This window comes from Eubacterium coprostanoligenes, assembly GCF_900167205.1.
Classification (GTDB): Bacteria; Bacillota; Clostridia; order Oscillospirales; family Acutalibacteraceae; genus Eubacterium_R; species Eubacterium_R coprostanoligenes.
Map to the genome: position 1 here is coordinate 1 of NZ_FUWW01000010.1, position 23,509 is coordinate 23,509.

General features: G+C 41.5%; 21 protein-coding genes and 1 other annotated feature. Of the genes, 3 read left to right on the forward strand and 18 right to left on the reverse strand.

Features of this window, described 5'->3' with window-relative positions; all coding sequences use genetic code 11:
* Nucleotides 1-182 precede the first annotated feature (182 nt).
* From B5D29_RS05155 to rny, 4 genes are all read right to left on the reverse strand, one after another.
* Nucleotides 183-1,280 (reverse strand): HAMP domain-containing sensor histidine kinase, encoded by a 1,098-nt coding sequence (locus B5D29_RS05155; protein ID WP_078768516.1) that lies wholly within the window; start codon nucleotides 1,278-1,280, stop codon nucleotides 183-185.
* Nucleotides 1,264-1,947 carry a response regulator transcription factor gene (locus B5D29_RS05160; protein WP_078768517.1) on the reverse strand — a complete coding sequence of 228 codons (684 nt, stop codon included), beginning with the start codon at nucleotides 1,945-1,947 and terminating at the stop codon, nucleotides 1,264-1,266. The genes B5D29_RS05155 and B5D29_RS05160 overlap by 17 nt, the downstream gene beginning before the upstream one ends.
* A 49-nt stretch (nucleotides 1,948-1,996) precedes the next feature.
* Nucleotides 1,997-2,287: a Dabb family protein gene (locus B5D29_RS05165; protein ID WP_078768518.1), complete on the reverse strand. Its 291-nt coding sequence runs from the start codon at nucleotides 2,285-2,287 to the stop codon at nucleotides 1,997-1,999.
* A gap of 69 nt (nucleotides 2,288-2,356) precedes the next feature.
* Nucleotides 2,357-3,913: a ribonuclease Y gene (rny, locus tag B5D29_RS05170; protein ID WP_143406733.1), complete on the reverse strand. Its 1,557-nt coding sequence runs from the start codon at nucleotides 3,911-3,913 to the stop codon at nucleotides 2,357-2,359.
* A gap of 268 nt (nucleotides 3,914-4,181) precedes the next feature.
* Nucleotides 4,182-4,379: a binding site (T-box leader), on the forward strand.
* A 35-nt stretch (nucleotides 4,380-4,414) separates the two neighbouring features.
* Here rny and thrS point away from each other — a divergent pair.
* The gene (gene thrS / locus B5D29_RS05175; RefSeq protein WP_078768519.1) at nucleotides 4,415-6,355 is read left to right on the forward strand and encodes a threonine--tRNA ligase; all 1,941 of its coding nucleotides are present in this window, start codon (nucleotides 4,415-4,417) and stop codon (nucleotides 6,353-6,355) included.
* Between the two features lie 45 nt (nucleotides 6,356-6,400).
* Here thrS and larC read toward each other — a convergent pair whose 3' ends face one another.
* A complete protein-coding gene (larC, locus tag B5D29_RS05180) occupies nucleotides 6,401-7,525 on the reverse strand; it encodes a nickel pincer cofactor biosynthesis protein LarC (RefSeq protein WP_078768520.1) in 1,125 nt (374 codons plus the stop codon).
* A 3-nt stretch (nucleotides 7,526-7,528) separates the two neighbouring features.
* The gene (gene larB, locus B5D29_RS05185) at nucleotides 7,529-8,278 is read right to left on the reverse strand and encodes a nickel pincer cofactor biosynthesis protein LarB (RefSeq protein WP_078768521.1); all 750 of its coding nucleotides are present in this window, start codon (nucleotides 8,276-8,278) and stop codon (nucleotides 7,529-7,531) included.
* Nucleotides 8,279-8,556: 278 nt separating this feature from the next.
* Here larB and B5D29_RS05190 point away from each other — a divergent pair, with 278 nt between their 5' ends.
* Complete coding sequence (locus B5D29_RS05190; protein ID WP_078768522.1) at nucleotides 8,557-9,837, forward strand: O-acetylhomoserine aminocarboxypropyltransferase/cysteine synthase family protein; 1,281 nt, start codon at nucleotides 8,557-8,559, stop codon at nucleotides 9,835-9,837.
* Nucleotides 9,838-9,915: 78 nt separating this feature from the next.
* On the opposite strand, the gene hypE is transcribed toward B5D29_RS05190, so the two are convergent.
* Genes hypE through B5D29_RS05245 form a run of 10 tightly spaced genes read right to left on the reverse strand, consistent with a single transcriptional unit; the run spans nucleotide 9,916 to nucleotide 19,646 of the window.
* On the reverse strand, nucleotides 9,916-10,893 hold the full coding sequence (hypE, locus tag B5D29_RS05195) for a hydrogenase expression/formation protein HypE (RefSeq protein ID WP_078768523.1): 978 nt from the start codon (nucleotides 10,891-10,893) through the stop codon (nucleotides 9,916-9,918).
* A 4-nt stretch (nucleotides 10,894-10,897) separates the two neighbouring features.
* Nucleotides 10,898-11,935: a hydrogenase formation protein HypD gene (gene hypD / locus B5D29_RS05200; protein WP_078768524.1), complete on the reverse strand. Its 1,038-nt coding sequence runs from the start codon at nucleotides 11,933-11,935 to the stop codon at nucleotides 10,898-10,900.
* Nucleotides 11,932-12,150: a HypC/HybG/HupF family hydrogenase formation chaperone gene (locus B5D29_RS05205; protein ID WP_078768525.1), complete on the reverse strand. Its 219-nt coding sequence runs from the start codon at nucleotides 12,148-12,150 to the stop codon at nucleotides 11,932-11,934. The genes hypD and B5D29_RS05205 overlap by 4 nt, the downstream gene beginning before the upstream one ends.
* 3 nt (nucleotides 12,151-12,153) lie before the next feature.
* Nucleotides 12,154-14,220, reverse strand: a complete 2,067-nt coding sequence (gene hypF / locus B5D29_RS05210) for a carbamoyltransferase HypF (protein WP_078768526.1) — start codon at nucleotides 14,218-14,220, stop codon at nucleotides 12,154-12,156.
* A gap of 3 nt (nucleotides 14,221-14,223) precedes the next feature.
* Nucleotides 14,224-14,844 carry a 4Fe-4S dicluster domain-containing protein gene (locus tag B5D29_RS08585; protein ID WP_143406734.1) on the reverse strand — a complete coding sequence of 207 codons (621 nt, stop codon included), beginning with the start codon at nucleotides 14,842-14,844 and terminating at the stop codon, nucleotides 14,224-14,226.
* 13 nt (nucleotides 14,845-14,857) lie between these two features.
* Complete coding sequence (locus B5D29_RS05225) at nucleotides 14,858-15,937, reverse strand: hydrogenase large subunit (RefSeq protein WP_078768527.1); 1,080 nt, start codon at nucleotides 15,935-15,937, stop codon at nucleotides 14,858-14,860.
* Nucleotides 15,930-16,316 (reverse strand): NADH-quinone oxidoreductase subunit C, encoded by a 387-nt coding sequence (locus tag B5D29_RS05230; protein ID WP_078768528.1) that lies wholly within the window; start codon nucleotides 16,314-16,316, stop codon nucleotides 15,930-15,932. Before B5D29_RS05230 ends, B5D29_RS05225 begins: the two co-directional genes overlap by 8 nt.
* Complete coding sequence (locus B5D29_RS05235; protein ID WP_078768529.1) at nucleotides 16,309-16,773, reverse strand: NADH-quinone oxidoreductase subunit B family protein; 465 nt, start codon at nucleotides 16,771-16,773, stop codon at nucleotides 16,309-16,311. Before B5D29_RS05235 ends, B5D29_RS05230 begins: the two co-directional genes overlap by 8 nt.
* Nucleotides 16,774-17,667: a respiratory chain complex I subunit 1 family protein gene (locus tag B5D29_RS05240; RefSeq protein WP_078768530.1), complete on the reverse strand. Its 894-nt coding sequence runs from the start codon at nucleotides 17,665-17,667 to the stop codon at nucleotides 16,774-16,776.
* Nucleotides 17,667-19,646, reverse strand: coding sequence for an NADH-quinone oxidoreductase subunit 5 family protein (locus B5D29_RS05245; protein WP_078768531.1), 1,980 nt, complete (start codon nucleotides 19,644-19,646; stop codon nucleotides 17,667-17,669). Before B5D29_RS05245 ends, B5D29_RS05240 begins: the two co-directional genes overlap by 1 nt.
* 250 nt (nucleotides 19,647-19,896) lie before the next feature.
* Here B5D29_RS05245 and B5D29_RS05250 point away from each other — a divergent pair, with 250 nt between their 5' ends.
* Nucleotides 19,897-21,210, forward strand: a complete 1,314-nt coding sequence (locus tag B5D29_RS05250; protein ID WP_078768532.1) for a polysaccharide deacetylase family protein — start codon at nucleotides 19,897-19,899, stop codon at nucleotides 21,208-21,210.
* Nucleotides 21,211-21,354: 144 nt separating this feature from the next.
* Here the strand turns inward: B5D29_RS05250 and B5D29_RS05255 are convergent, their stop codons facing one another.
* Together B5D29_RS05255 and B5D29_RS05260 are read right to left on the reverse strand one after the other, a co-directional pair.
* On the reverse strand, nucleotides 21,355-22,371 hold the full coding sequence (locus B5D29_RS05255; protein ID WP_078768533.1) for an ABC transporter substrate-binding protein: 1,017 nt from the start codon (nucleotides 22,369-22,371) through the stop codon (nucleotides 21,355-21,357).
* Between the two features lie 164 nt (nucleotides 22,372-22,535).
* Nucleotides 22,536-23,417, reverse strand: a complete 882-nt coding sequence (locus B5D29_RS05260) for a LysR family transcriptional regulator (protein WP_078768534.1) — start codon at nucleotides 23,415-23,417, stop codon at nucleotides 22,536-22,538.
* Between the last annotated feature and the right edge of the window lie 92 nt (nucleotides 23,418-23,509).

Genomic DNA, 23,509 nt, shown 5'->3' on the forward strand with positions numbered 1-23,509 from the left:
TTCACTTCGCTACGCTCCGTTTAATCATCACATTGTCCTTTTCCCAATACTTTTTATTTTAATATCTCGGTGTCACATCATTGACAAATGAACAATAATATATATAAATATTATAATATATTATATAAAGAACGCACAAATAAAAAACGGCAAACTCATTGGTTTGCCGTCAATTGCCTTGTTTAGTTGTTTAATGTAACCGTAAAAGCGGTGCCTTTTCCAAGTTCGCTTTCAACACTGATTTCGTTGTTTGTCAAATCAATAATTCGTTTAACCAAAGAAAGTCCGAGCCCATTGCCTTTTTCGGAATGGGAAGTGTCGCCCTGATAGAATTTTTCAAAAATATGAGCCTTTGTTTCTTCGTTCATTCCGCACCCTGTATCAGCCACCGAAACAACAATTTTATCTGCGTGCTTAACAAGGTTGACGGTTATTACACCGCCTGAAGGAGTGAATTTTATTGCATTTGAAAACAGGTTTGCCCACACGATTTTCATCAGTTCTTCATCGGAATTTATGTATACATTATCTTCAACATTGAATTCAATTCCGATATTTTTGCTTTCCCACAGATTTTCCATATCAAGCAAACTTTGCGATAATTGTTCCGAAAGATTATAGTTGCTTTCTTTTGTGTTTGTTTGATTGTTTTCGATTTTGTTCAGTTTCAAAATGTTCGAAACAAGAACAGATAGCTGTTGGGTTGAAGCGTAAATTTTGCTTGTGTATTCTTTTCGCTCTTCTTCACTCAAATCAGGATTTTGCAAAATAGTTGCATATGATTGAATTACCGCAAGCGGTGTTTTCATTTCATGAGAAACATTTGATATAAAATCATTGCTCAAGCTGTCAACTTTTCCGAGCTGTTCAACCATAATGTTAAAATTCTGTGCAATGTTGATGAACTCAAGGCTTCCGAGTAGAAGCTCGTCCATATTAATTCTTACAGAATAATCGCCTTGAACAACTTTTTCGCTTGCTTTTGCAAACTCCTTTGTAGGCTTTTCAATCATAAGTCTGGTGAACACGAGTTGCCAAACTGTGTAAAAAATAATCAGTATAATCGAAAAATATATTAACTCGCTGAAATTTTCAGTTGTGTCCAAACCCGGAACTTTGCTGTTTGTAGCCTTTAAAAGACTGACAGTGCCAAGTGTTGAAAAGCAAACAAGAAGTGCCATAAACAAAAATGAGTTTATGACATTTCTAACATGGTATTTGTAACTTAATCTTCCACGCTTTAAGTCGTGGATTAAAAGAGGCTTACTCGAATTCTTCATTGATAATCACCTTGTATCCCAAGCCGTGAACGGTGACAATTTCAAATTCTTTGCATTTTGAAAACTTGTCACGAAGTTTTGTCATATAAACATCAACTGTTCTTGTGCCGGAGGTGGTGTCTGCACCCCAAAATTCATCCATAAGCTGTGTGCGTGAAAATGTTTTTTTAGGGTAGGAGAGCATTTTGTAAATAATGTTGAATTCTCTTGATGTGAGATTGATTTCCTCGCCGTCATAGGTTACGCTTCTTTCATCGGCGTTTATGCTCAATTTGCCGATGTTGATTTTTTTGCTCTCTGCAATTTTTGCACGGCGGAGCAGGGCGTTGATTCTCATAACAAGCTCGTCCAAGTTGACAGGCTTAACCATATAATCGTCAATTCCCAAGCTGAAACCTAATTGCTTTGATGCAATGTCGTCCCTTGCGGTCATAAAAAGAATAGGAATGTTTGTTGACAGCTTTCGTATGTTTTTTGCAAATTCAAAACCATCTTCACCCGGCATCATAATGTCCGATATGATGATGTCATGAACATTGTCATACATTGCGCTGTATGCCTGTGTTGTATTGTAGCAACCCTCTGCATCAAATCCGTTTTTTCTCAAAAATGTACAGACGGCGTTGTTGAGGTCTACATCGTCTTCTACTACTAAAATTCTAAACATGGCATTATTCCTCTCCTTTTTTAATAGTTTGCCGGGATAATTTGTGAGATTAAATGTTGTAGTCAATTGCAACTGAAGATTCTCTTACAGCGTGCATATGTTTTTTTACTACATTGCAGTGATATTCGTCATTTTGATATTTTTCAAGAGCTTCCGCATTGCCCAAAACGACCTGAAGAATGATGTCGTATGAACGCTCTGAATGTAAAAAGTCAACACCAACCTCAATATCTCTGATGAGGTCAACTTTTCCTTCCATAGAACGCAAAATCTCCGCAGCCTTGTTGCATTCTTCAGGGCTGTTGTCTTTTAACTTAAAGCATACAATGTGCTTAATCATAATATTTTTCCTTTCAAAATACAAAATAGGGCTACCGCACGGCAACCCTATTGTAATAGTTATTTTTTACTATTTTGCAACATCTGAGTGTCGGCTTTCACGGATGATATTAACCTTAATTTGACCCGGATATTCCATTTCCTCTTCAATTTTCTTTGCAATTTCGTGTGCAATATATGGCATCTTTTGGTCAGAGATTACATCCGGCTTAACCATAACTCTTACTTCACGGCCTGCCTGAATAGCATATGCCTTTTCAACGCCGTTAAAGCTTGTTGAAATTTCTTCAAGCTGTTGCAAGCGCTTGATGTAGTGCTCAATGTTTTCTCGTCTTGCGCCCGGTCTTGAAGCAGAAACAGCGTCCGCAGCCTGAACAAGACAAGCAACGATTGTTTTGCATTCGACATCACCGTGGTGAGCCTGAATTGCGTGAACAACAGCTTCACTTTCTTTGTACTTTCTTGCGTATTCAACGCCGAGAGCAACGTGGCTTCCTTCCATTTCGTGGTCAAGAGCCTTGCCCAAGTCGTGGAGAAGACCTGCTCGTCTTGCAAGTTTTTCGTCTGCTCCGAGTTCTGCGGCCATAAGACCGGCAATGTACGATACTTCAAGTGAGTGCTTGAGAACGCTTTGACCGTATGATGTACGGTATTTGAGTTTACCTAAAAGTTTAACGAGTTCAGGGTGAACAGAACCACAGTTTGCGCTGATAACGGCCTTTTCGCCCTCTGCTTTGATTGTTTGGTTGATTTCTCTCTTTGACTTTTCGTACATTTCCTCAATTCTTGTAGGATGAATACGACCGTCTTGAATCAATCTTTCAAGTGTCAAACGGGCAATTTCTCGTCTTACAGGGTCAAATGAGCTTACTGTGATAGCCTCCGGGGTATCGTCAATGATAAGCTCAACACCTGTGATTTTTTCGATAGAGCGGATGTTACGACCCTCTCTGCCGATGATGCGTCCTTTGATTTCGTCTGACGGAAGCGAAACAACCGAAACAGTGGTTTCTGCTGTGTGGTCAGCCGCACAACGCTGGATAGCGGTACCGATGATTTCTCTTGCGATTACATCGCTTTGATCCTTAATCATTTGCTCGTGTTCAAGAATTCTTTTGCTTTTTTCAATATCAAGTTCGGATTCAAGGGAATTCATGAGTTGAGCCTTTGCATCCTCTTGTGATAAGCCCGAAATTCTTTCAAGCATATCAAACTGACTTTTCTTGATGCCATCGATTTCAAGTAATTTGTCATCTGCCGACTTAATTTTTTCACTTAAACTTTCATTTTTCTTTTCCAGAGTGTCAGCTCTTTTATCAAGATATTCTTCACGCTGGTTAAGTCTTTTTTCTTGTTTTTGAACTTCGTTTCTTCTTTCACGGATTTCTTTATCTGCGTCTGAACGAAGTCTGTGTATTTCGTCTTTTGTTTCCAAAAGCAGAGTTTTCTTTGTGTTCTCCGCTTCTGAAAGAGCATTATTCAAAATTTTTGTTGCCTGTTCTGTAGCGTCACCGATTTTTGCTGTGTCCGATTTTCCTCTTTTTGTATATCCGAACAAAAATCCGAGTACGGCAAAAAGCACTGCACATACAACGGCAATAATTATAGTAATAACAATACTTATCATATCAATAGCACCTCCTTCTGTTCTAAATTTTTACATAATTGTTAATTTCATCAGAAAAGGTACAGTTTTATGCAATTTTGACATTTGTAAGTACCATATACAATAGGTTTATATACAGAATGTCACAAATATAATACTTCAATATATAGTATTTGTCAAGAAAATATTTTGCGTACGGTACTGTGTTTAGACTGTGTTTAGAAATTTAAAAAATGTTACTTGACAAACAAAATCAACAGTGCTATTATACATTCAAATGAAGAATATGATAAATTCTTTGATGAGAATATGACGGCTTTTGGGCGACTTCAGAGAGCATCCGGTTGGTGAAAGGATGTGTCAAGCAGAGTTTTGTTACCACCTCGGAGTGCCTTTAATACAGGTCGGGAGCTCCCGTTACAGAGCATTGAGAGGCGATTGTTCAATCGCAATTCAGGTGGAACCGTGGATTTTATTCACCCTGTTTTTCAGGGTGATTTTTTTATTTTTAAGGAGGATTAGATTATGAAAATCACATTAAAAGACGGCTCAGTTTTGGAATATAACGAAGCAAAGACAGCCGGCGACATTACAAAAGACATTTCTATGGGACTTTTCAGAAACGCAACCTGCTGCAAGATTAACGGCGAGGTTAAGGATTTGAGAACAGTTATAGATGCCGATGCCACACTTGAAATCCTCACCTTTGATGACGAGGATGGCAGAAAGGCATTCAACCACACCGCATCTCACATTATGGCACAGGCAGTTAAGCGCCTTTATCCTGAAGCAAAACTTACTATAGGCCCTGCTATTGATAATGGTTTCTATTATGACTTTGATGTTGAAAAGTCATTCTCACCGGACGATTTGGCAAAAATCGAAGCAGAAATGAAGAAGATTGTTAAGGAAAATCCTGAAATCAAGAGATTTGAACTTCCTGTTGACGAAGCAATCGCTCTTATGGAAAGCAAGAATGAGCCTTACAAGATTGAACTTATTAAGGAGCATGCAGAAAAAGGCGAACCGATCAGTTTTTATGAGCAAGGCGAATTTACAGAACTTTGCGCAGGTCCTCACCTTATGGATATGAAGGTTGTAAAGGCATTTAAGCTTACACAGTGCACAGGCGCTTACTGGAGAGGCGATGAGAAAAACAAGATGCTTTGCCGTGTTTACGGTACCGCATTTCCTAAGGCTTCAATGCTTGAAGAACATCTTGCAGCTCTTGAAGAGGCTAAAAAGCGTGACCACAACAAACTTGGCAGAGAGCTCGAACTCTTTACAACAGTTGATTACATCGGTCAGGGCTTGCCTATTCTTCTTCCAAAGGGTACAAAAATTATTCAAACTCTCCAGCGTTGGGTAGAGGACGAGGAAGAAAAGAGAGGTTGGTTGCTTACAAAAACTCCTCTTATGGCAAAATCGGACCTTTATAAGATTTCAGGTCACTGGGATCACTATAAGGAAGGTATGTTTGTTCTCGGCGATGAGGAAAAGGACAAGGAAGTTTTCGCACTCCGTCCTATGACTTGCCCGTTCCAGTATCAGGCATATCTTAACAGAGCAAGATCATACCGTGACCTTCCGCTCAGATATGACGAAACATCAACTCTTTTCCGTAACGAGGCATCGGGCGAAATGCACGGCCTTATCCGTGTTCGTCAGTTTACAATTTCAGAGGGTCACTTGATGTGCCGTCCTGATCAACTTGAGGACGAATTCAAGGCTTGCCTTGAACTTACAAACTATATGATGGATGTTTTGGGACTCAAAGAGGATTTGACCTATCGTTTCTCACAGTGGGACCCTGAAGATACGGGAAAGTATATCGGCACAAAAGAGCAGTGGGATGAAGCACAGGGCGTTATGAAAACTATCCTTGACGACCTCGGCATCGACTACAAGGTTGGTATCGGCGAAGCTGCTTTCTACGGTCCGAAACTTGATATTCAAATCAAGAATGTATTTGGCAAGGAAGACACTCTTGTTACAATCCAAATCGACCAGATGCTTGCAGAAAAGTTCGGTATGGAATATGTAGACAAGGACGGTCAAAAGAAGAATCCTTACATCATCCACAGAACTTCAATCGGTTGCTACGAGAGAACCCTTGCTCTCCTTATCGAGAAGTATGCAGGTGCATTCCCAACTTGGCTTTCTCCTGTTCAGGTTAAGTTCCTTCCTGTTGCAGACAGACATCAGGATTATTGCCGTGAGGTTATGTCAAAACTTCAGGCAGCAGGTGTTCGTTGCGAACTTGATGACAGAAGCGAAAAGACAGGCTTCAAGATTCGTTCTGCTCAAATGGAGAAAGTTCCTTATATGATTATTGTTGGTGATAAGGACATCGAAGCAAACACAATTTCTGTTCGTTCAAGAAAGAACGGCGACGAGGGCGCAACCTCTGTTGACGAGTTCCTTTCAAGAATCGTAACCGAAATCGCAACAAAAGCAAGATAAGATAGTACAAGCCCCTGTAAAGAGAAAATCTTTACAGGGGCGTTTTTATTTTTCAATCATTTTTCTTGCTTCAAAAACCGAGATGTCTTTTTCTTCCGCAATTTTTACAATATCATCAAATTCGATTTTTTCGGTTTGTGTGCCGTAGCCGTGCGAACGCTTTATGCGAACACCGTTTTTTTCGTATATTTCTCTGTCGAGGATTGCACGAACACACTCAATCTGCCTTATGCCAAGCGTTGTTGTGTGTTTGAACATCTGCCGTGTGAGTTCGTCTTTGTCGGCAGGGGAGCAGATGACCGTAAATTCAAAGGCGGGTCTGCTCTTTTTCATAACAATAGGCTTGATGTATGCGTCTTTTGCTCCGAGGGCGAGCATTTTGTTCAGTGCATATCCGAGTTCCTCGCCCGTCATATCGTCAATTTGACAGCGAAGTTCAAACACGGTGTCGGTATCGCTTTCTTTGATAAAAGTCCTTATTATGTTTGGCTTTTCAAAGTTTTTTGTGCCTGCACCGTAGCCGACTTTTTCGTATTCGCCGTTTGAAGCGGAAAACTCATTTGCAAAGAATTTGACAAGTGCCACGCCTGTCGGAGTTGTCAGTTCGCCTTTTATGTCTCCCGTAAAGCACGGTATCGAACTTAACAGTTCCGCAGTCGCAGGAGCAGGAACAGGCATAATTCCGTGCGCTGTTTTGACTTTGCCAAAGCCTGTTGCAATCGGTGAGCAAACGATTTTGTCAATCTGCAAATAATCAATCAGCAAACAGCAGGCGGTGATGTCAATTATGGCATCCTTTGCACCGACTTCGTGCAAGTGAACATCGGCAACCGTTGTGCCGTGCACTTTGCTTTCTGCTTCGGCAATCAGTTTGTACACAGCTTTTGTATTTTCTTTGACTTTTTGCGGAATGTCAAAACCGTCAATAATTTTGTATATCTCGGATATGCTCGTGTGAGTGTGTCCGCTTTCTTTTATTGTCACATCAAATTTTGATGCTCTGATACCGCTTTTTGTTGTTGTGTTTAGGCTGACGGTCACATCACATAATAATGTATTTAATTTATTTATTATATATTCTTTGTCTTTTTCATTGAGTGTGTCAAGCAGAGAAGCGCATAGCATATCGCCTGCAACACCCATATTACATTCTAAATATAAACTTTTCATATGTTATTCCTGATGATTTATCATACTTGCAATATAAGCTGCGCCGAATCCATTGTCGATATTCACTACGCTGACATTGCTTGCACAGCTGTTGAGCATTGCCAAAAGAGCCGAAACTCCGCCAAAACTTGCACCGTAGCCAACACTTGTCGGAACGGCAATAACAGGGCAGGAGGCAAGTCCGCCCACAACACTTGCAAGTGCACCCTCCATTCCGGCAATTGCAATGACTGCCTTGGCATTTGACAAAAGTTCTGCCTTGTCAAGCAATCTGTGAATTCCCGCAACGCCGACATCATACATTTCAACAACTTCGTTGCCGAAAGCCTTTGCCGTAATTAACGCCTCTTTTGCGCAGTATAAATCTGAAGTTCCTGCACAGCAAACAACGATTTTGCCCTTGCCGTTCGGTTCGGGTATTTTGCCTGCAACGGCAGTTCTTGATTCATTGTCGTATTCAAGAGTGATTGTGCGATTTACATATTCAGCCTTGCTTTCGTCAATTCTGGTGATGAGCACGGTTTTTTCTCCGTTGTCAATCAGCTTTTGTGCAATAGCCCTGATTTGCTCGGCACTTTTGCCCTCGCCGTATATCACTTCTCCTACCCCATGACGGAGTGAGCGTGAAGTATCAATATTTGCAAATCCAATATCTTCATACGGTGCAAGTTTGATTTTTTCAAGTGCGTTGTCAGGGGAAATATCGCCGTTTTGCACGCCTTGTAATATGTTCAATAATTGTTCTTTGTTCATTATATCACCTAATAATTATTATCCATATAAAAGGGGTGTTGTCAAGTTTTTTTAAAAAAATACAGAAAACCTATTGACATAGTGGGTATTGTGAGTTATAATGCAAACATAACAACAAAGCCTACCAATAAAGTAGGTAATAGGAGATTGGTTATGAATAATTTATTTGAACGATTGTTACGCCAAAATTTCCGTTTTGGGCGAATGTGTTTTTGCTGTTGATTTATTAAAACCGATTATCACAAAAACATTTTTTAACTTGAAAGGAAATTATTATCATGGCTAATTATAAATTTGAAACATTACAACTTCATGTAGGACAGGAATCACCGGACCCGGCAACAGATGCAAGAGCAGTGCCGATTTATCAAACAACATCATATGTATTTCGCAACAGCGACCACGCACAGGCAAGATTTGGTCTTGCAGATGCAGGCAACATTTACGGCAGACTAACAAACAGCACTCAAGATGTCTTTGAACAAAGACTTGCGGCTCTTGAGGGCGGTGTAGCAGGCTTGGCAACAGCTTCGGGTGCGGCAGCAATTTCTTATGTATTTCAGGCACTTGCTTCTGCAGGTGACCATATCGTAGCCGCAAAGACAATTTACGGCGGCACATACAATTATCTTGCACACACCTTCCCACACAGCGGTGTTACAACAACATTTGTTGACCCTGATGATGTTCAGAATTTTGAAGATGCAATTCAGGACAACACAAAGGCTATTTTTATTGAAACATTGGGCAATCCAAATTCAAACATTATCGATATCAAGGCAGTTTCCGAAATCGCTCACAAGCACAACATTCCGCTTGTAGTTGACGATACATTCACAACTCCATATCTTCTTCGTCCAATCGAACTCGGTGCGGATATTATTGCTTCATCCGCAACAAAGTTCATCGGCGGTCACGGTACAACCCTCGGCGGTATCATCGTAGACAGCGGAAAGTTTGATTGGAAGGCTTCGGGCAAATTCCCGCAAATCGCAGATTCAAACCCAAGCTATCACGGCATCAGCTTTGTAGATGCCGTAGGTCCTGCGGCATTTGTAACTTACATTCGTGCAATCATTCTTCGTGATACGGGTGCTACAATTTCGCCTTTCAACGCATTCCTTCTTCTTCAGGGAACAGAAACTCTCTCACTTCGTGTTGAGCGTCATGTTGAAAATGCAAAGAAAGTTATTGAATACCTCAACAATCATCCGCTTGTTGAAAAAGTAAATCACCCGTCACTCGACCCTAAGTATCAGGCACTTTACAATGAATATTTCCCTAACGGTGCCGGTTCAATCTTCACATTCGAAATCAAGGGCGGAGAAGCAGAGGCAAAGAAGTTCATTGACTCGCTTCAAATCTTTTCAATCCTTGCAAATGTGGCAGATGTTAAGTCGCTTGTTATTCACCCTGCAACAACAACTCACTCACAGCTCAGTTCCGAGGAACTTGCAGAACAGAACATCAAGCCGAACACCATCCGTCTTTCAATCGGCACAGAGCATATTGACGATATTCTTGCCGATCTCGCTCAGGCATTTGAGCAAATTAAATAACCCTCTCTGTATATTTTATGTTAAAAATAAAAAGATGAATCGTGTCTCATGGTGCGGTTCATCTTTTTTGTTGTCTTATCAGCAAATTCTCGGAAGTCCCTCGCCGATAAGCACATTTATTTTTCTTTGTCCGCCGAGCCGTGTGTTGAGTATAACACCCTCGCCGTTCGTGATTTTGCCGATAATCGTGGCATTTTCACCGTATTTGCTGTTTTTCATTATCTCCACAGCCTTGTTTGCTTGCTCACTCGGAACAATTGCAACCAACTTGCCCTCGTTGCCCATATGCATAATGTTAAGTCCCAGGATTTTTGAAAATGCCTTGACTTCATCGCTGATTGGAATTGCGGTTTCTTCAATTTCAATTTGTTTTTGAGATGCGTTTGCAAGTTCATTCAGTACAGTTCCGAGTCCGCCTCTTGTGACATCTCTCATACAGTGGATGTCAATTCCGCCGTCAATCAGGTTTTTTACTATGTCGGTCAGCGGAGCATTGTCGGATTGAATGTCGTTTTCAATTTCCATTCTTGCAGAGAGAATTGTTGCGTGGTGGTCGCCCATAGTACCGCTGACAATTACGCAGTCGCCGTTTTGCAGATTGGTTGAAACAATGTTTTCATTGTTCGCAAAGCCTATGCCTGTGGTGTTGATGTACACTCCGCCGTTGCCCTCGATAACCTTTGTGTCGCCTGCAACAATGCACACTCCCGCTTCGTTTGCTGTTTTTGCCATTGATGATGCAATAGCCTCAAGCGTTTCGGTGTCTGCACCCTCCTCGATGATGAATGCGGATGTAATGTATTTTGCCACAGCACCTCTCATGAGCAAGTCGTTCACCGTTCCGCAAACTGCAAGTCTGCCGATGTCACCACCCTTGAAAAACAGGGGAGTAACAACAAAACTGTCGGTTGTTATTGCGATTTTGCCGTAGCCGTCAACAACTGCGCTGTCCTCCATCATATTCAGTATCGGGTTGGAAAAGTGGCGTGCAAAAATTTGGTCAATAAGCTCGCTTGTCGCTTTTCCTCCGCTTCCGTGTGATAATGTAATTTTCATATTTTTACTTCCTGTTGTTAGTTATATAGTTGTAGCAAGTACCCTCAATGCTCACCATACAAGCGCCTTTTGGATTTTCGGGTGTGCAGATTTTATTATATAAAGGGCAGTCGGTCGGTTTCTTGTTGCCCGAAATTATTTCACCACACAAGCACCCTTTTTGGTGTGAATAATCGTTCGTGAGTTCTCGTGAACCTGCATCATATTTTGTATATTCTTTTTTTAATGCTATTCCCGAGCCTTTTATAATGCCCAATCCTCGCCATGGTGCATCATATTCTTCAAAATATTTGTGCACAATTTCAAACGCTTTTTCGTTTCTTACGCTTGTTACCGCTGATTTGTAAAGGTTGATTACTTTACCTTGTTTGCGAAGTTTAATAAGTGCATATATTGATGCAAGTATTTCTTCCGCTTCAAATCCGCTGACAGCAAACGGCAAGCTGTATTTTTCGGCAAGAGGCACAAATGCGTTGCTTCCCGTAATAACCGCAACATGCCCCGGTGCAATAAAACCGTCAATCTTGTTGTCGGCTTCGCAAAGGGTGGCAATAACATTCGGCATAGTTTTCAGTGCGGTCAAGAGTTGCACGTTTTTAATTTCTTGTTTTATGATTTCATCAAGCAATAGTGCATAAATCGGCGTTGTGGTTTCAAATCCGACTGCCGCAAACACAAAATTTTTGTACGGTTCAGCTTTTGCAAGTTCAATCGTTTCCATCGGGGAATAGATCATTCTGATGTCCGCACCGTCAGCCTTGATGTCTTTTAGTGCTTTTTCTCTGCCCGGAACTCTAATCATATCACCGAATGTGACTATTACATTGCCCTCAAGTGCAAGTTCAATCAACTTGTCAACATAGTCCGAAACAGTAACACAAACAGGGCAACCCGGACCGCTGATAAGATGAATTTTGTTGCTTATAAGTGACGGAATAGCGTTTTCGCTGATTGATGCGGTGTGAGTTCCGCAAACCTCCATAAGCGTGATTTCTTCGCCGTCATATTCTTTTAGAGCCTTGATTACATCGTTTATGTTCATTGTCCAAGTTCCTCAAGGTCTTTGAATAGGTCAACCATATATTCTGCCTCGTTTTCGGGCAAAACCTGAATTATTAGCCCTGCGTGAACTAAAACCCAATCGCCCACCTTGCAGTCAACTATGCCTTTGTTGACCGTTGTGATGTTTGATGAGTAGTCGATTTTTGCCGTGTTTCCGTTTATTTCAATTATTTTTCCCGGTGCCGCAACACACATAGCCTACACCTCTTTCTGTTCGTCAAGTGCTGTCAAATATGCTTGACCGAGGCAAATTCCTTGGTCTCCTGACGGCACTTTGTTGTTTATGTATACTTTTATGTTGTTTTGCTTCAAAAGCTCAAAGGTTCGCTCGGTAAGTATTCGGTTGTTGAAACAACCTCCGCTGAGCGTGACCTGATTTGCGTTGTGTTTTTTTGAAATATTCAGTATCAATTTTGCAAGCATATGATGAAATCCAAGTGCGATTTCTTCCTTTGGTGCGTTTGCGTTTTTGATTTCTTCAATTATGGCTTTTGGTGATAGGGTAGGAGTCAACTCGAAAGCCTTGGTTGCTTTTCGTGCCGTGCGTTCAAGTGCTATGGCACATTCGCCCTCATATGTGTTGTAGTGGCAGATGTCAAGCACCGATGCAACGGCATCAAACAGCCTGCCCATACTTGATGAGTTCACCGTGTTTATGTTGTGCTCAATCGCACTTTTGACAAGCGGATTGCTTCCGTCATAGCAGGCAAGGCAGATGTCCGCATTTTTTGAAACCTCGTCACTTGCAAGCATTTTTGTGTATTCAAGGTGCTCAACTCTTTCTCTGTTGAAGAACACTTCACTGCCCCAAATTGCACCGTCTGTTCCGTAGCCTGTGCCGTCAAATACAAAACTCAACACATCACCTTTTAGTCGGTGCTCTGCAATAACGCTGTATGCGTGTGCCAAATGGTGCTGGTGCTTGTAATCTGCTTTTGCTACGGTTGAAGAATAGTACAGTGGGTGCATATCGCAAACGGTTTTTTCAGGTGTGAAGCTGTGGAGTCTGCAAAAACGGTCAATGTTGTTTTTGTATGCTTCAAAACATTTTGCATCTTCCAAATCACCAAAGTATTGTGACGGATAAATATAGTTGCCGTGCATAATTGCAAAACTGCTTTTAATGTCACCGCCAAGTGCAAGAATGTCGCTTTTCGCCTTTGTTCCGACATCTATTGCAAGCGGAACATAGCCTCTTGCACGGCGGATGAACTGTACCTCTCCTGCGTTGATTTGCACCACGCTGTCATCAAGAGGTGTTAGTATTTCTCGGTTGTGAGATAGAATTTTCATGCCGAATTTTTTTATTTCTTCATCGTCAATTATTATCGGCTCACCCGATAGGTTTGCACTCGTCATTATGAGTGGCGAAACCTTGTCGAGTATAAGTATTTGTATCGGATTGCACGGCAAAAACGCACCTATAAAGTCCGAACCGTCGCACACTCCAACGGGAAATTCTTTTTTCGCTTTGAGCAAAACTATCGGCCGTGCAGGGGACAGCAGGAGTTCTCTTTCTTTGTCGGATATTTCGCAGTATTCGGCAATTTCGTCAATGTCCTTGAACATAACTGCAAACGGCTTTGTTTCTCTGCCTTTGATTTCACGGAGTTTTGTTGCGCACTCTGTTTCGCATAGGCACGATAGGTGGTATCCGCCAATATCTTTGATTGCAAGGATTTCGCCGCTTTTCAGCGTCTGCACAGCTTCATTGATTGTAATACTTGTTGCAGGTCCGCAGTCGTTGCATGCAATGGTCTGTGCGTGGCATCTGATGTCTTGCGGTGTCGTGTATTCCTTTTGACACTCGTCACAAAGAGGGAACACGCTCATTGTAATGTTTTCTCTGTCGTATGGCAGAGTGTTGATTATGGTATATCTTGCTCCGCAGTTGATACAGCTGATAAACGGATGGTTGTATCTGCGGTTGTTTTCGTCTTTTAGTTCTCGTTCACAATTCGGGCAGGTTGCCAAATCGGGAGTGATGAACGGAATGTCGTTGTCGTTGGTGGAATGAATGATTTTGAATTGGGAGTAGCTTTTGTTTTCTGTAATTTCTTGATTGAATGATTTTATGTTAAACAAGCCGATAAGGCGTCGGATAAATTCCTCCAACGCCTCATTTTCTGCCTGTGCGATAATTTCAACATTACCGCCTGTGTTTTTCACTTCGCCTTTTATGTCAAGCTCCTGTGCGAGCCTCAGGGCTGTGGGGCGAAATCCGATACCCTGAACGATACCTGAAAAGGTGTATTTTTTAGTAATGCTTTACGCTTCCTTTTTGTAGGTTACTTGTCCGCTTTCGCCGTCGTCTTTTGCGTAGCTCAAGCTGTGGAATTTCAAGCAGGCGTCAATGCATGCACCGCACTGCACACATTCGTCACGGTTGATGCTCCAAGTTTTCTCGTTTCTGTCAACTGTGATGGCGCTTGACGGGCACTTCCTTGCACAAAGTCCGCAAAGAATACACTTGCTCATATCGTTTTCAATCTTGCCCGATGTAAGAGCAGGGGAGTCTGCTTCAGCTTTTTCTGCCTTTGGAGGTTCTGGAATCGGTTGAGAATATGAGTCAACCGTCATAGTCCTGCTTGGTTCTGTGTAGCCCGGTTTGATGTGCAGGCATTTTTTCGGACAGCCCGAAACACAGTTTTCGCACTGCACACAACCCATTCTTTCAATCGACCAGGTTCTTGTTGCACGGTCAACCTTGATTGCACCCGATGGGCACTTTCTTTGGCACATTCCGCACATAATGCAGTTATCTATGTCAATTTCAATGTGACCCCTTGAACGCTCCGGATAAACCGCAGGTTCGGCAGGATAATTCTTTGTTGCCGGCTTGGAAAAAAGGTTTTTCAGAGCAAAGCCGGTAAAATCCATAAACTTCATATCTTACTCCTCCTTATCTTTCCGTACAGCTTATGCACGGGTCAATTGTGAGCACCTGCATAGGCACATCGGCAAACTCACTGCCCGGCAAAATATGAATGAGCGATTGAATATTTGTAAAGGTAGGAGTACGGATTCTGAATCTTTCAAGGAATTTTGTTCCGTTTGCCTTTGCGTAGTAAATTGCTTCGCCACGAGGCTGTTCAATTCTTACAAACGCTTCGCCGTTTGGGTTGCCCTTTTGTGGATTGCATATAGAACCCTGCGGCATTTTTTGAGCACATTGACGGATGATTTCGATTGATTGGAAGATTTCGCCGATTCTTACAGCGCATCTTGCATAACCGTCACAGTCGTTTGATGTGATGATGTCAAAATCAATCTTGTCGTATGCTTCGTAGCCTGTCTTTCTCATATCCATTTCAATGCCGCTTGCTCTTGCCATAGCACCTGCGGCACTCAATCTGTGTGCATCCTCTTTTGTGAGAATACCGACACCCTTGAGCCTTTTTTGAACAGAATAGTCGTTGAGGAAAACATTTGTCATTTTTCTGATGTCTTTTTCCATTCCGTTCAGTATGTCAACAAAGCTGTTAATCATACTGCTGTCCATATCTTTGAGAACACCGCCGATTTTGTTGACCGAAAAGATAACACGACCGCCTGTTGATTCTTCAAACATATCAAGCACTTTTTCTCTCATTCTCCACGCTTGCATAAACAATGCGTCAAAGCCGAATGCGTCTGCAAGAAGACCGAGCCACAAAAGGTGAGAATGTATACGGCTCATTTCAAACCAAAATGTACGGAGAAACTTTGCTCTTTCGGGCACTTCGGCATTGAATATTGCTTCAAGCGCTTCACAGTAGCCGAGTCCGTGACCGAATGAACAAATACCACAGGTTCTTTCAACAACATATTGATAGTCGTTGAAATCTCGCTTTTCTGCAAGCTGTTCAAGTCCTCTGTGAATAAAGCCGATTGACGGGATTGCTTCGATAACTTTTTCGTCCTCCAACACAAGGTCAATGTGTATAGGCTCCGGCAAAACAGGGTGTTGAGGTCCGAAAGGAACAATTGATTGCTTACTCATCCTTTGTGTCCTCCTTTTTTATAACCGTGATTTGCTTTTTGAACGGTGTTTCTTCTTTTATTCTGTAAAATTTGTTGTGGTAGTCAATGTTCATACCGACAACTTTGACGCCCCAAAGCTCCTTGATTTCGTTTTCGTAGAGGGTTGCGGCAGGGAAGATGTCTGAAAAACTTTTGATTTCCTCGTCAATCGGCAAGTCAATCTTGTAGTTTTCCATAAGATAGTCCTTGTTGACGGAGTAAATCACCTCGTTGTAGCCCTCAAAGGCTATTGAACAAATCTGCGAAAGACGGTAGCCGTCCTCGTATTTCTTTTGCATAATGTTATAAAGTTCATCTTTTGTGACCTTTGTGATTGCAAAATCGTTGTAGTTATTCATCTTTGAGTGCCTCCTTTGCTTGCTTTCTCTTTTCACTGAGCTTTTCGCTCTTTTCTTTGAGCAAGTCAAGTGATTTCACAACGCCGTCAATGATGGATTGCGGTCTTGCCGCACAGCCGGGAACATAAATGTCAACGGGAATAGCCTTGTCAACACCGCCCAAAACATTGTAGCAGTCTTTGAATACACCGCCGTTGCAGGCACAGATTCCGATTGCACAAACAACCTTTGGCTCTGTCATTTGTTCGTATATTTGCTTAACAACACTTTCGTTCTGTGAATTGACAGAGCCTGTGATAAGCAAAATATCTGCGTGCTTTGGATTTCCTGTATTGATAATACCAAAGCGTTCTATGTCATATAATGGAGTTAGGCACGCAAGAACCTCGATGTCACATCCGTTGCACGAGCTTCCGTCATAGTGCATAATCCAAGGTGATTTTGTTACATCTGCCATTTATATTACCCCCTTGCCTTTGAGAACTTCAATTACAATAAGGTTGAGCGCACCCAAAACTGCGGTGACAATCCATGTGTTGTCAAGCATTTGCTTCCATTTGAGTCTTGCATTTGTGTTGTCAATAAGAATTTCCGCAAAATAGCAGATAACCATACAAACTATTGCAAGAAGCACGCTCCACGGTTTTGAATTGAGGAAGAAGAGCGACAAAAGTCCCAAAAGAAAGACATTTTCGTACCAGTGCGAGATTTCAACAATCGCAAACATCTGACCGTTGAATTCGGTTGTGATACCTTTTACCATTTCCTGATGAGCATGGTGAGAGGTTGAAATGTCAAACGGGTGCTTTCTCAATTTGATTGTGAGAATGAATACAAATCCAAGGAATATGCCCGGCAAAAGTACTATTGCAGGCAAGCTGTCGTGGGTTGCAATTGCAGAAACTCTGAAACTGCCCGAAACAATGTAAAATCCGATTGCCGCAATAAGCACCATAGGCTCATATGCAAGCATCTGCACAAGTTCTCTGCTTGCACCCATAAATGCGTAAGGTGAGTGACCGCTTGATGCAGCAATTACAAGAAAAATGTTTGCGGTTGTGAGTGTAAAGAGAACAAGCATAATGTCGTAGCCTGCAAAGAAGAGTAAACCTGTTATGATGATGAAAAACAGGAATGTAAGCAAGTACAACATTTGAACTCGGTTGATGACTTTTGTTTGCTTCTTCAAAAGTTTGGCTACATCGTAAAGTGGCTGAAGAACAGGCGGACCTTGTCTGCCTTGCATTCTTGCAGTGATTTTTCTGTCAACGCCGGCAAGCAACGCACCAAAAAACGGAGCGAGCACAAAATACAGTACGGCGCTGATTATTGATAAAATGAGGTCTTTCATCAGCAAACACCTCCCGTTACTATTGCAGCAATTGTAAATGCCGCAATTAAGAATATTGATGTGTAAACGCTTGGCTTGTACATATGGCTTTCGCCAAAGATGTCCTCCATATACCAGTTGGTCAAGAATTCCTTTTTCTCTTTGCCAAAGGAGTCAACAAAACCAATTTGGTCGGGAGTGCCTACGCCGTTGAAATATCTATCTGCTTTAGGGAACGGTCTGTTCTTTGCAATAAGGAAGTAGTTTGCAATCGGAATTACAAAGATGAATATAACCATCAAAATTGTAAGAATAATATTTTCGTATGAGATAACCGCATATTCGTTGCGGAATACCTTTGCAGTGTATGGTTTAACAACATATTTTGAAATAAGAGGGAATACAAATACAATGAGAATCATAAGACCGCCGTGGGTGAAAAGAGATGCCCATTGATTTATGGAAATTGTGTTTTTGTGTCTTTTGTCCGATGGATTTGACGAAAGAACGGTTGCAAGCCACTTTGACCAATAGAAAAGTGTTGTTGCAGAACCGAAGCAAATGCAGAGTACGAGAAGGGTAGAAACAATGATTTCGAGTGTGTTACCGCTTGCAAGACCTGTGTCAACAAATGCTTTGAGAGCTGCCCATTTTGAAACCAGCATACCAAACGGAGCAAGGAACATACCTGCAATTCCCACAACAAGTGTCCATGTGAGATATGGGTATCTTCTTACAAGACCGTGCATAGTTTCTATATCTCTTGAGCCTGTTTGGTGTTCGATTGAACCGACTGTTTGGAACAAAAGTGATTTTGATACAGCGTGAAAAATTACAAGGAAAATTGCAGCCCAAACAGTTTCCTCTGTTCCGATACCTGCACACGCTGTAATAAGTCCGAGGTTGGAGAGCGTTGAATATGCCAAAACCTTTTTGCCGTCATATGCCGTGATTGCAAGCATAGACATAGCAAGGAAGGTAAGACCGCCGACAAGTCCAACCATATATCCGCTGAATTCTCCGCTCATTGCCGGAGCCATTCTGATCAAAAGATAAACGCCTGCTTTGACCATTGTGGCACTGTGCAAAAGTGCCGATGACGGTGTGGGAGCAACCATAGCGCCAAGCAACCATCTTGAAAACGGAAGCTGTGCGCTCTTTGTGAGAGCACCGAATGAAAGGCAAATTATAGGCAATACTATAAGTGATTTGTCTTGCTCAAGTATGCCTTGAAGGCTTGTAACGGAGTGATTAACACCGAGCATAACAATGCCAATCGCCATTCCGAGACCGCCAAGGAGGTTCATCCACAATGCCTTGAAACAGTTTGTAATTGCCTCTGCACTTCTTGTGTAGCCGATGAGGAGAAATGAGCAAACACTTGTAACTTCCCAGAAGAAATATAGCCAAATGAGGTTGTTTGAGAGCACAAGACCAAACATTGCACCGATGAATACATACATAATTGCAAAGAAAAAGCCTCGTCTGTCTTTCACTTCATTGCCGTGGTGGTGATGATAGTCGTCCATATATCCACAGGCATAAATTGTGATGAATGTGCCGACAATCGCAATAATCAGTATCATAATTATTGTGAGTTGGTCGCAATAAAAATTCGAAATTTGGTTTTTTGGTTTGATTCCTGAAAATTCATACCAAAATTCAAGTGCGGTTTGTGCTATTGACAAAACTGCCGCATAGTATTTTTTGTACTTAATTGACAGCACGGTGATTAGCACCACCAAGAATACTTCACCTGCAACCATCAGGTAGTCAACGATTTCCACAAACGGCAATCCGCCGATTAAGAATTCTTCGTTGAATGTGATATATCCTCCGCCCTTGATGTAATATGTTACCGTGAACATAAGAGCGGCAAATATAATCAGACCTGCCGATGTGTAGGTTATGACTTTTCTTGTCTTGTTGTCTTTCACGATTCCGTGCAACAATGCACTAACGAACGGAAAGCCAACAAGAAACGCAATCATAATTTCCATTTAGTAGCCTCTTTTCCTTATGAGAATTTAACAAATTTCTCGTTTGTCTAATAGGTATTAATATAATACCGCATAAATAATATCACAGTTTTTATACAAAATCAATGATAAATCTTTAACAATGTTTATAAATTTTGATTATATTTACAATACTAAAATTTACTAATAAATAATTGGTGTTTTCTATTGAATAAAAAAATTGTTTGTTGTATAATAATTTCAAATACAAAAAAGGAACTCGGAGGAAATTATGTCAAGAAAAATCAGATTGACAGGATTGTTTATTATGGCAGTTATTTTGCTTGCCGGATTGATTGCAATTTGTGGCGTTTCATCGCAAAATATCGGACCTGTCAAATCGCCCGTTGTTGTTGGCACATCGGATAATTCAGTAAAACTTTCGTGGAAAAGAGTCGGCTCGTCAGACGGGTATTTTGTTTATCAGAAAAAAGGCGACAAGTTCAAAAAGATAAAGACTGTAAAAGATCCGCAAAAACTCGGTTGCACAGTTAAAAATCTTGATGATTCCACTGCATATACATTTGTTGTAAAGGCTTTTAAGCAGAATAAGAAAAAACTTGTTGAAAGCGAAAAGTTCACAGAAGTTTCGGCTTTCACAAATCCAAAACAGCAGGTTGCAGAGGTAGAGGCTGTTCAGCCAAATTCCCTCAAAATCAGCTGGCAGGCAAATTCAAAATGCGGCGGATACGAAATTCAATATGCAAAGTCAAAAGATTTCAGTGACAAGCAAAGCATCAATGTCAAGGATGTAAATTCCGAATCAACAGATGTTATGGAACTTGCTGTCGGTGATGAATACAATGTCAGAGTTCGCTCTTATGTTTATTTCAATGAGCAAAAAATCAACGGCAAGTGGAGCAAAATCAAAAATGCCAAGGTGCTTGATGCAGCAGGCATTGCAAAGGTTGACGCAACAAAGCCTATGATTGCCGTTACTTTTGATGACGGACCGGGTTATAATGGAGCTTCGGACAGAATCCTTGATGTCATCGAAAAATATCACATCAAAGCAACATTCTTTATGATTGGCTCAAATGCTTCAAATCTCACAAAGAATGTAAAGCGCAAGGTGGCTCTCGGCTGTCAAATCGGCAACCACACCTACAATCATGAGCATTACGGCAAAAATGTCACTCCAAACGATATTATAAAGGGATCGGATGCTATTGAAAAGGCTTGCGGAGTTCGTCCTACTGCGTTCCGTTCTCCGGGCGGAATAACAACGGAGCTTATTCGCAAAACCTGTAAGCAGGAAAAAACGCCACTTTATTATTGGTCGCTCGACACCCAGGATTGGAAGAGCAGAAATGCCGACAAGGTGTACAATGCGGTGATCAAGAATGTATCGGACGGTGATATAATTCTTATGCACGAAATCTACGGTTCAACCGCAGATGCGTTTGAAAGAATGGTTCCTGTTCTTCTCAAAAAGGGTTATCAGTTTGTAACCTGTGATGAACTTGTTGCCGCCAAATCAGGCAAAAAACCTGAACCGGGTACACAGTATGTAGACGGCAAAACTATAAATAATAAAACATCGTAAATTTGATAAAGCTTCCGAAATACGCCAAAAGCACCGTAAGTTCGATACTTACGGTGCTTTTATAATCTCTCCGTCAACAAATCTTGGCGTGTTTCAGAGCTTTATCAACGGTCTACAGCGTATCAAAATACATTTTCGCAGTGCTTATTCTTCTTCTGCTTCCAAAACCTGGTATGTGCCGTCCTTTTCAATCTTGTCAAGAACGCCGTATTTCTTTGCCATTTCAGGAATGTACATTGATGTGAGTTTTTGCGGTGACTGAATATTCATTGTTGCAGGGTTTTTGCCGTTTTCAAGAATATCGTATGCCATCAAGCCTGCTTGGTAGCCGATTTCGTAATAGTCGATTGAATATGTTGCCACAGCGTTGTACTTGAGGCAAGCCAATGCTTCGGCACCGATAATCGGTGTGTTTGCGGTTTGGCAAACTTCGTCAACGATTGCACCGTTTGATGCAACAATATTGTCGGTTGGGATGTAAAGAACATCCGATGATGTTGCGGCCTTTTGTGCAACTGATTGAATATCGTTTGAGTCGGTGAATGTGTATGATGTAACATCAAGACCCATTTTGCTCATAATCCTTATCATTTCGTCTGCTTGAAGTTTTGAGTTAGCCTCTGCCGAGCAGTAGAGAATGCCAACTTTTTTAGCCTCCGGGAACAATGTTGCAAGCTGTTCTGCTTGTTTGTCAAGCGGTGCAAGGTCCGTAGTTCCTGTTACATTGATGCCTGTTGCTCCGTCAGCCGGCATATCAATGTCGAGTGCTGTGCCAAAGTGTGTAACAGCGGTTGCAACAATCGGTGTTTGAGATGCTGCGGTTGCTGTTGTGCAAGCCTGGAGTGCAGGTGTTGCAACTGCCATGATGAGGTCGTAGTTTGATGAAACAAACTTGTTTGCGATTGTTGTGCAGTTTGCTGTGTCGCCTGATGCGTTTTGAACATCAACTTCAACTTTGTCGCCCAACTTTTCCTTGATTGCAGCTTGGAAACCCTCTGTTGCTTTGTCGAGTGCAGCGTGCTGAACAAGCTGACAAACGCCAACCTTGTACACTTTGTTGCCGTCATTGCTGTCGCTCTGTGTACTGCATCCTGCAAACGCTCCGCCTATCATAAGCACAGAAAGTGCCACGCAGGCTACTCTTTTGATTGCCTTTTTCATTTTAATAACCCCTTTAAAATTTTTTATTACAACAACAGTGTATCACCAAAATAATTTATGTTCAAGTGTTTGAACATTAAAGATTTTTATCGTATGTAGAAATTAAATTCAATCACAATGACAAAAACCGTAAGATAATAGAAATTGTCTTACGGTTTTAATAGTTATAATATTGAACAGATGTAATCCATAACAGTTTGCATTGCAGGGGTAATCCACTTGCTTTTGTGGTAGAGCATCTGAATCCAAATTTCATCGCTGATGGTGTCAACTTCAAATTGCTTAACCTTGCCTTTGGCAACATATTCGTCAGTAATGAAGTCAGGAAGATACGAGATTCCCATATTTTTTTCAACCAAATGGCAAATAAGTTCGGTGTCGCCAATTTCCAAAAACGGATTGATTTCCATAGATTCTTTTGCAAGATAATCGTCAAGCCTTTGGCGATAACTCATACCTTTTTCGGTGAGTATGAACGGCTGTTCGAGCACATCCTCAATGGTGATTTTGTCCTTTTTGAACAGCGGATTTTCATTGCCCATAATGAAGTGAGTTTTCACCTTGTGCTCTTTTACAATCGTGTAGTTGCTGTCGTAAATATGCTTGTCGAGTGTAAAGATAAGGTCAACATCATTTTGGTTCGCAAGGCGGAACATTTCTTCCGTGCTTGCAGGAAAAATCTTGAGCGAAATGTTTGGATATGTATTGTGGAAATGGTCAAAATTATCCCAAAACAGCCAGTGACAGAGGGAGTCGCACATTGCAATTCTAACTTTGCCGTTGATGTCTTTCTTGCTGCTTGCCGTGTTTTCAATATCTTCAACGGTTGCAAGCAATTTTTGTGCAAGCTGAAGTATCTGCTCACCCTTTGGCGTCAGCTTTACAGTGTGGTTTACACGCTCAAAAAGAAGCACTCCGTATGCGTGCTCAAGCTGTTTGATTTGTGCCGAAACCGCCGACTGCGTGTAGCCGAGTTTCTTCGCCGCTTTTGTAAAACTGTTTTGGTCTGCAACCTGTATAAAGGTTTCAAAATTTTTAATGTCCATAGTACAAATATGTTCCTCTCAAATAACACAATTACACTTTCTATTATAAATGATTTTTATCATTTTTTCAAGTTTTATTATTTTTCTTTATA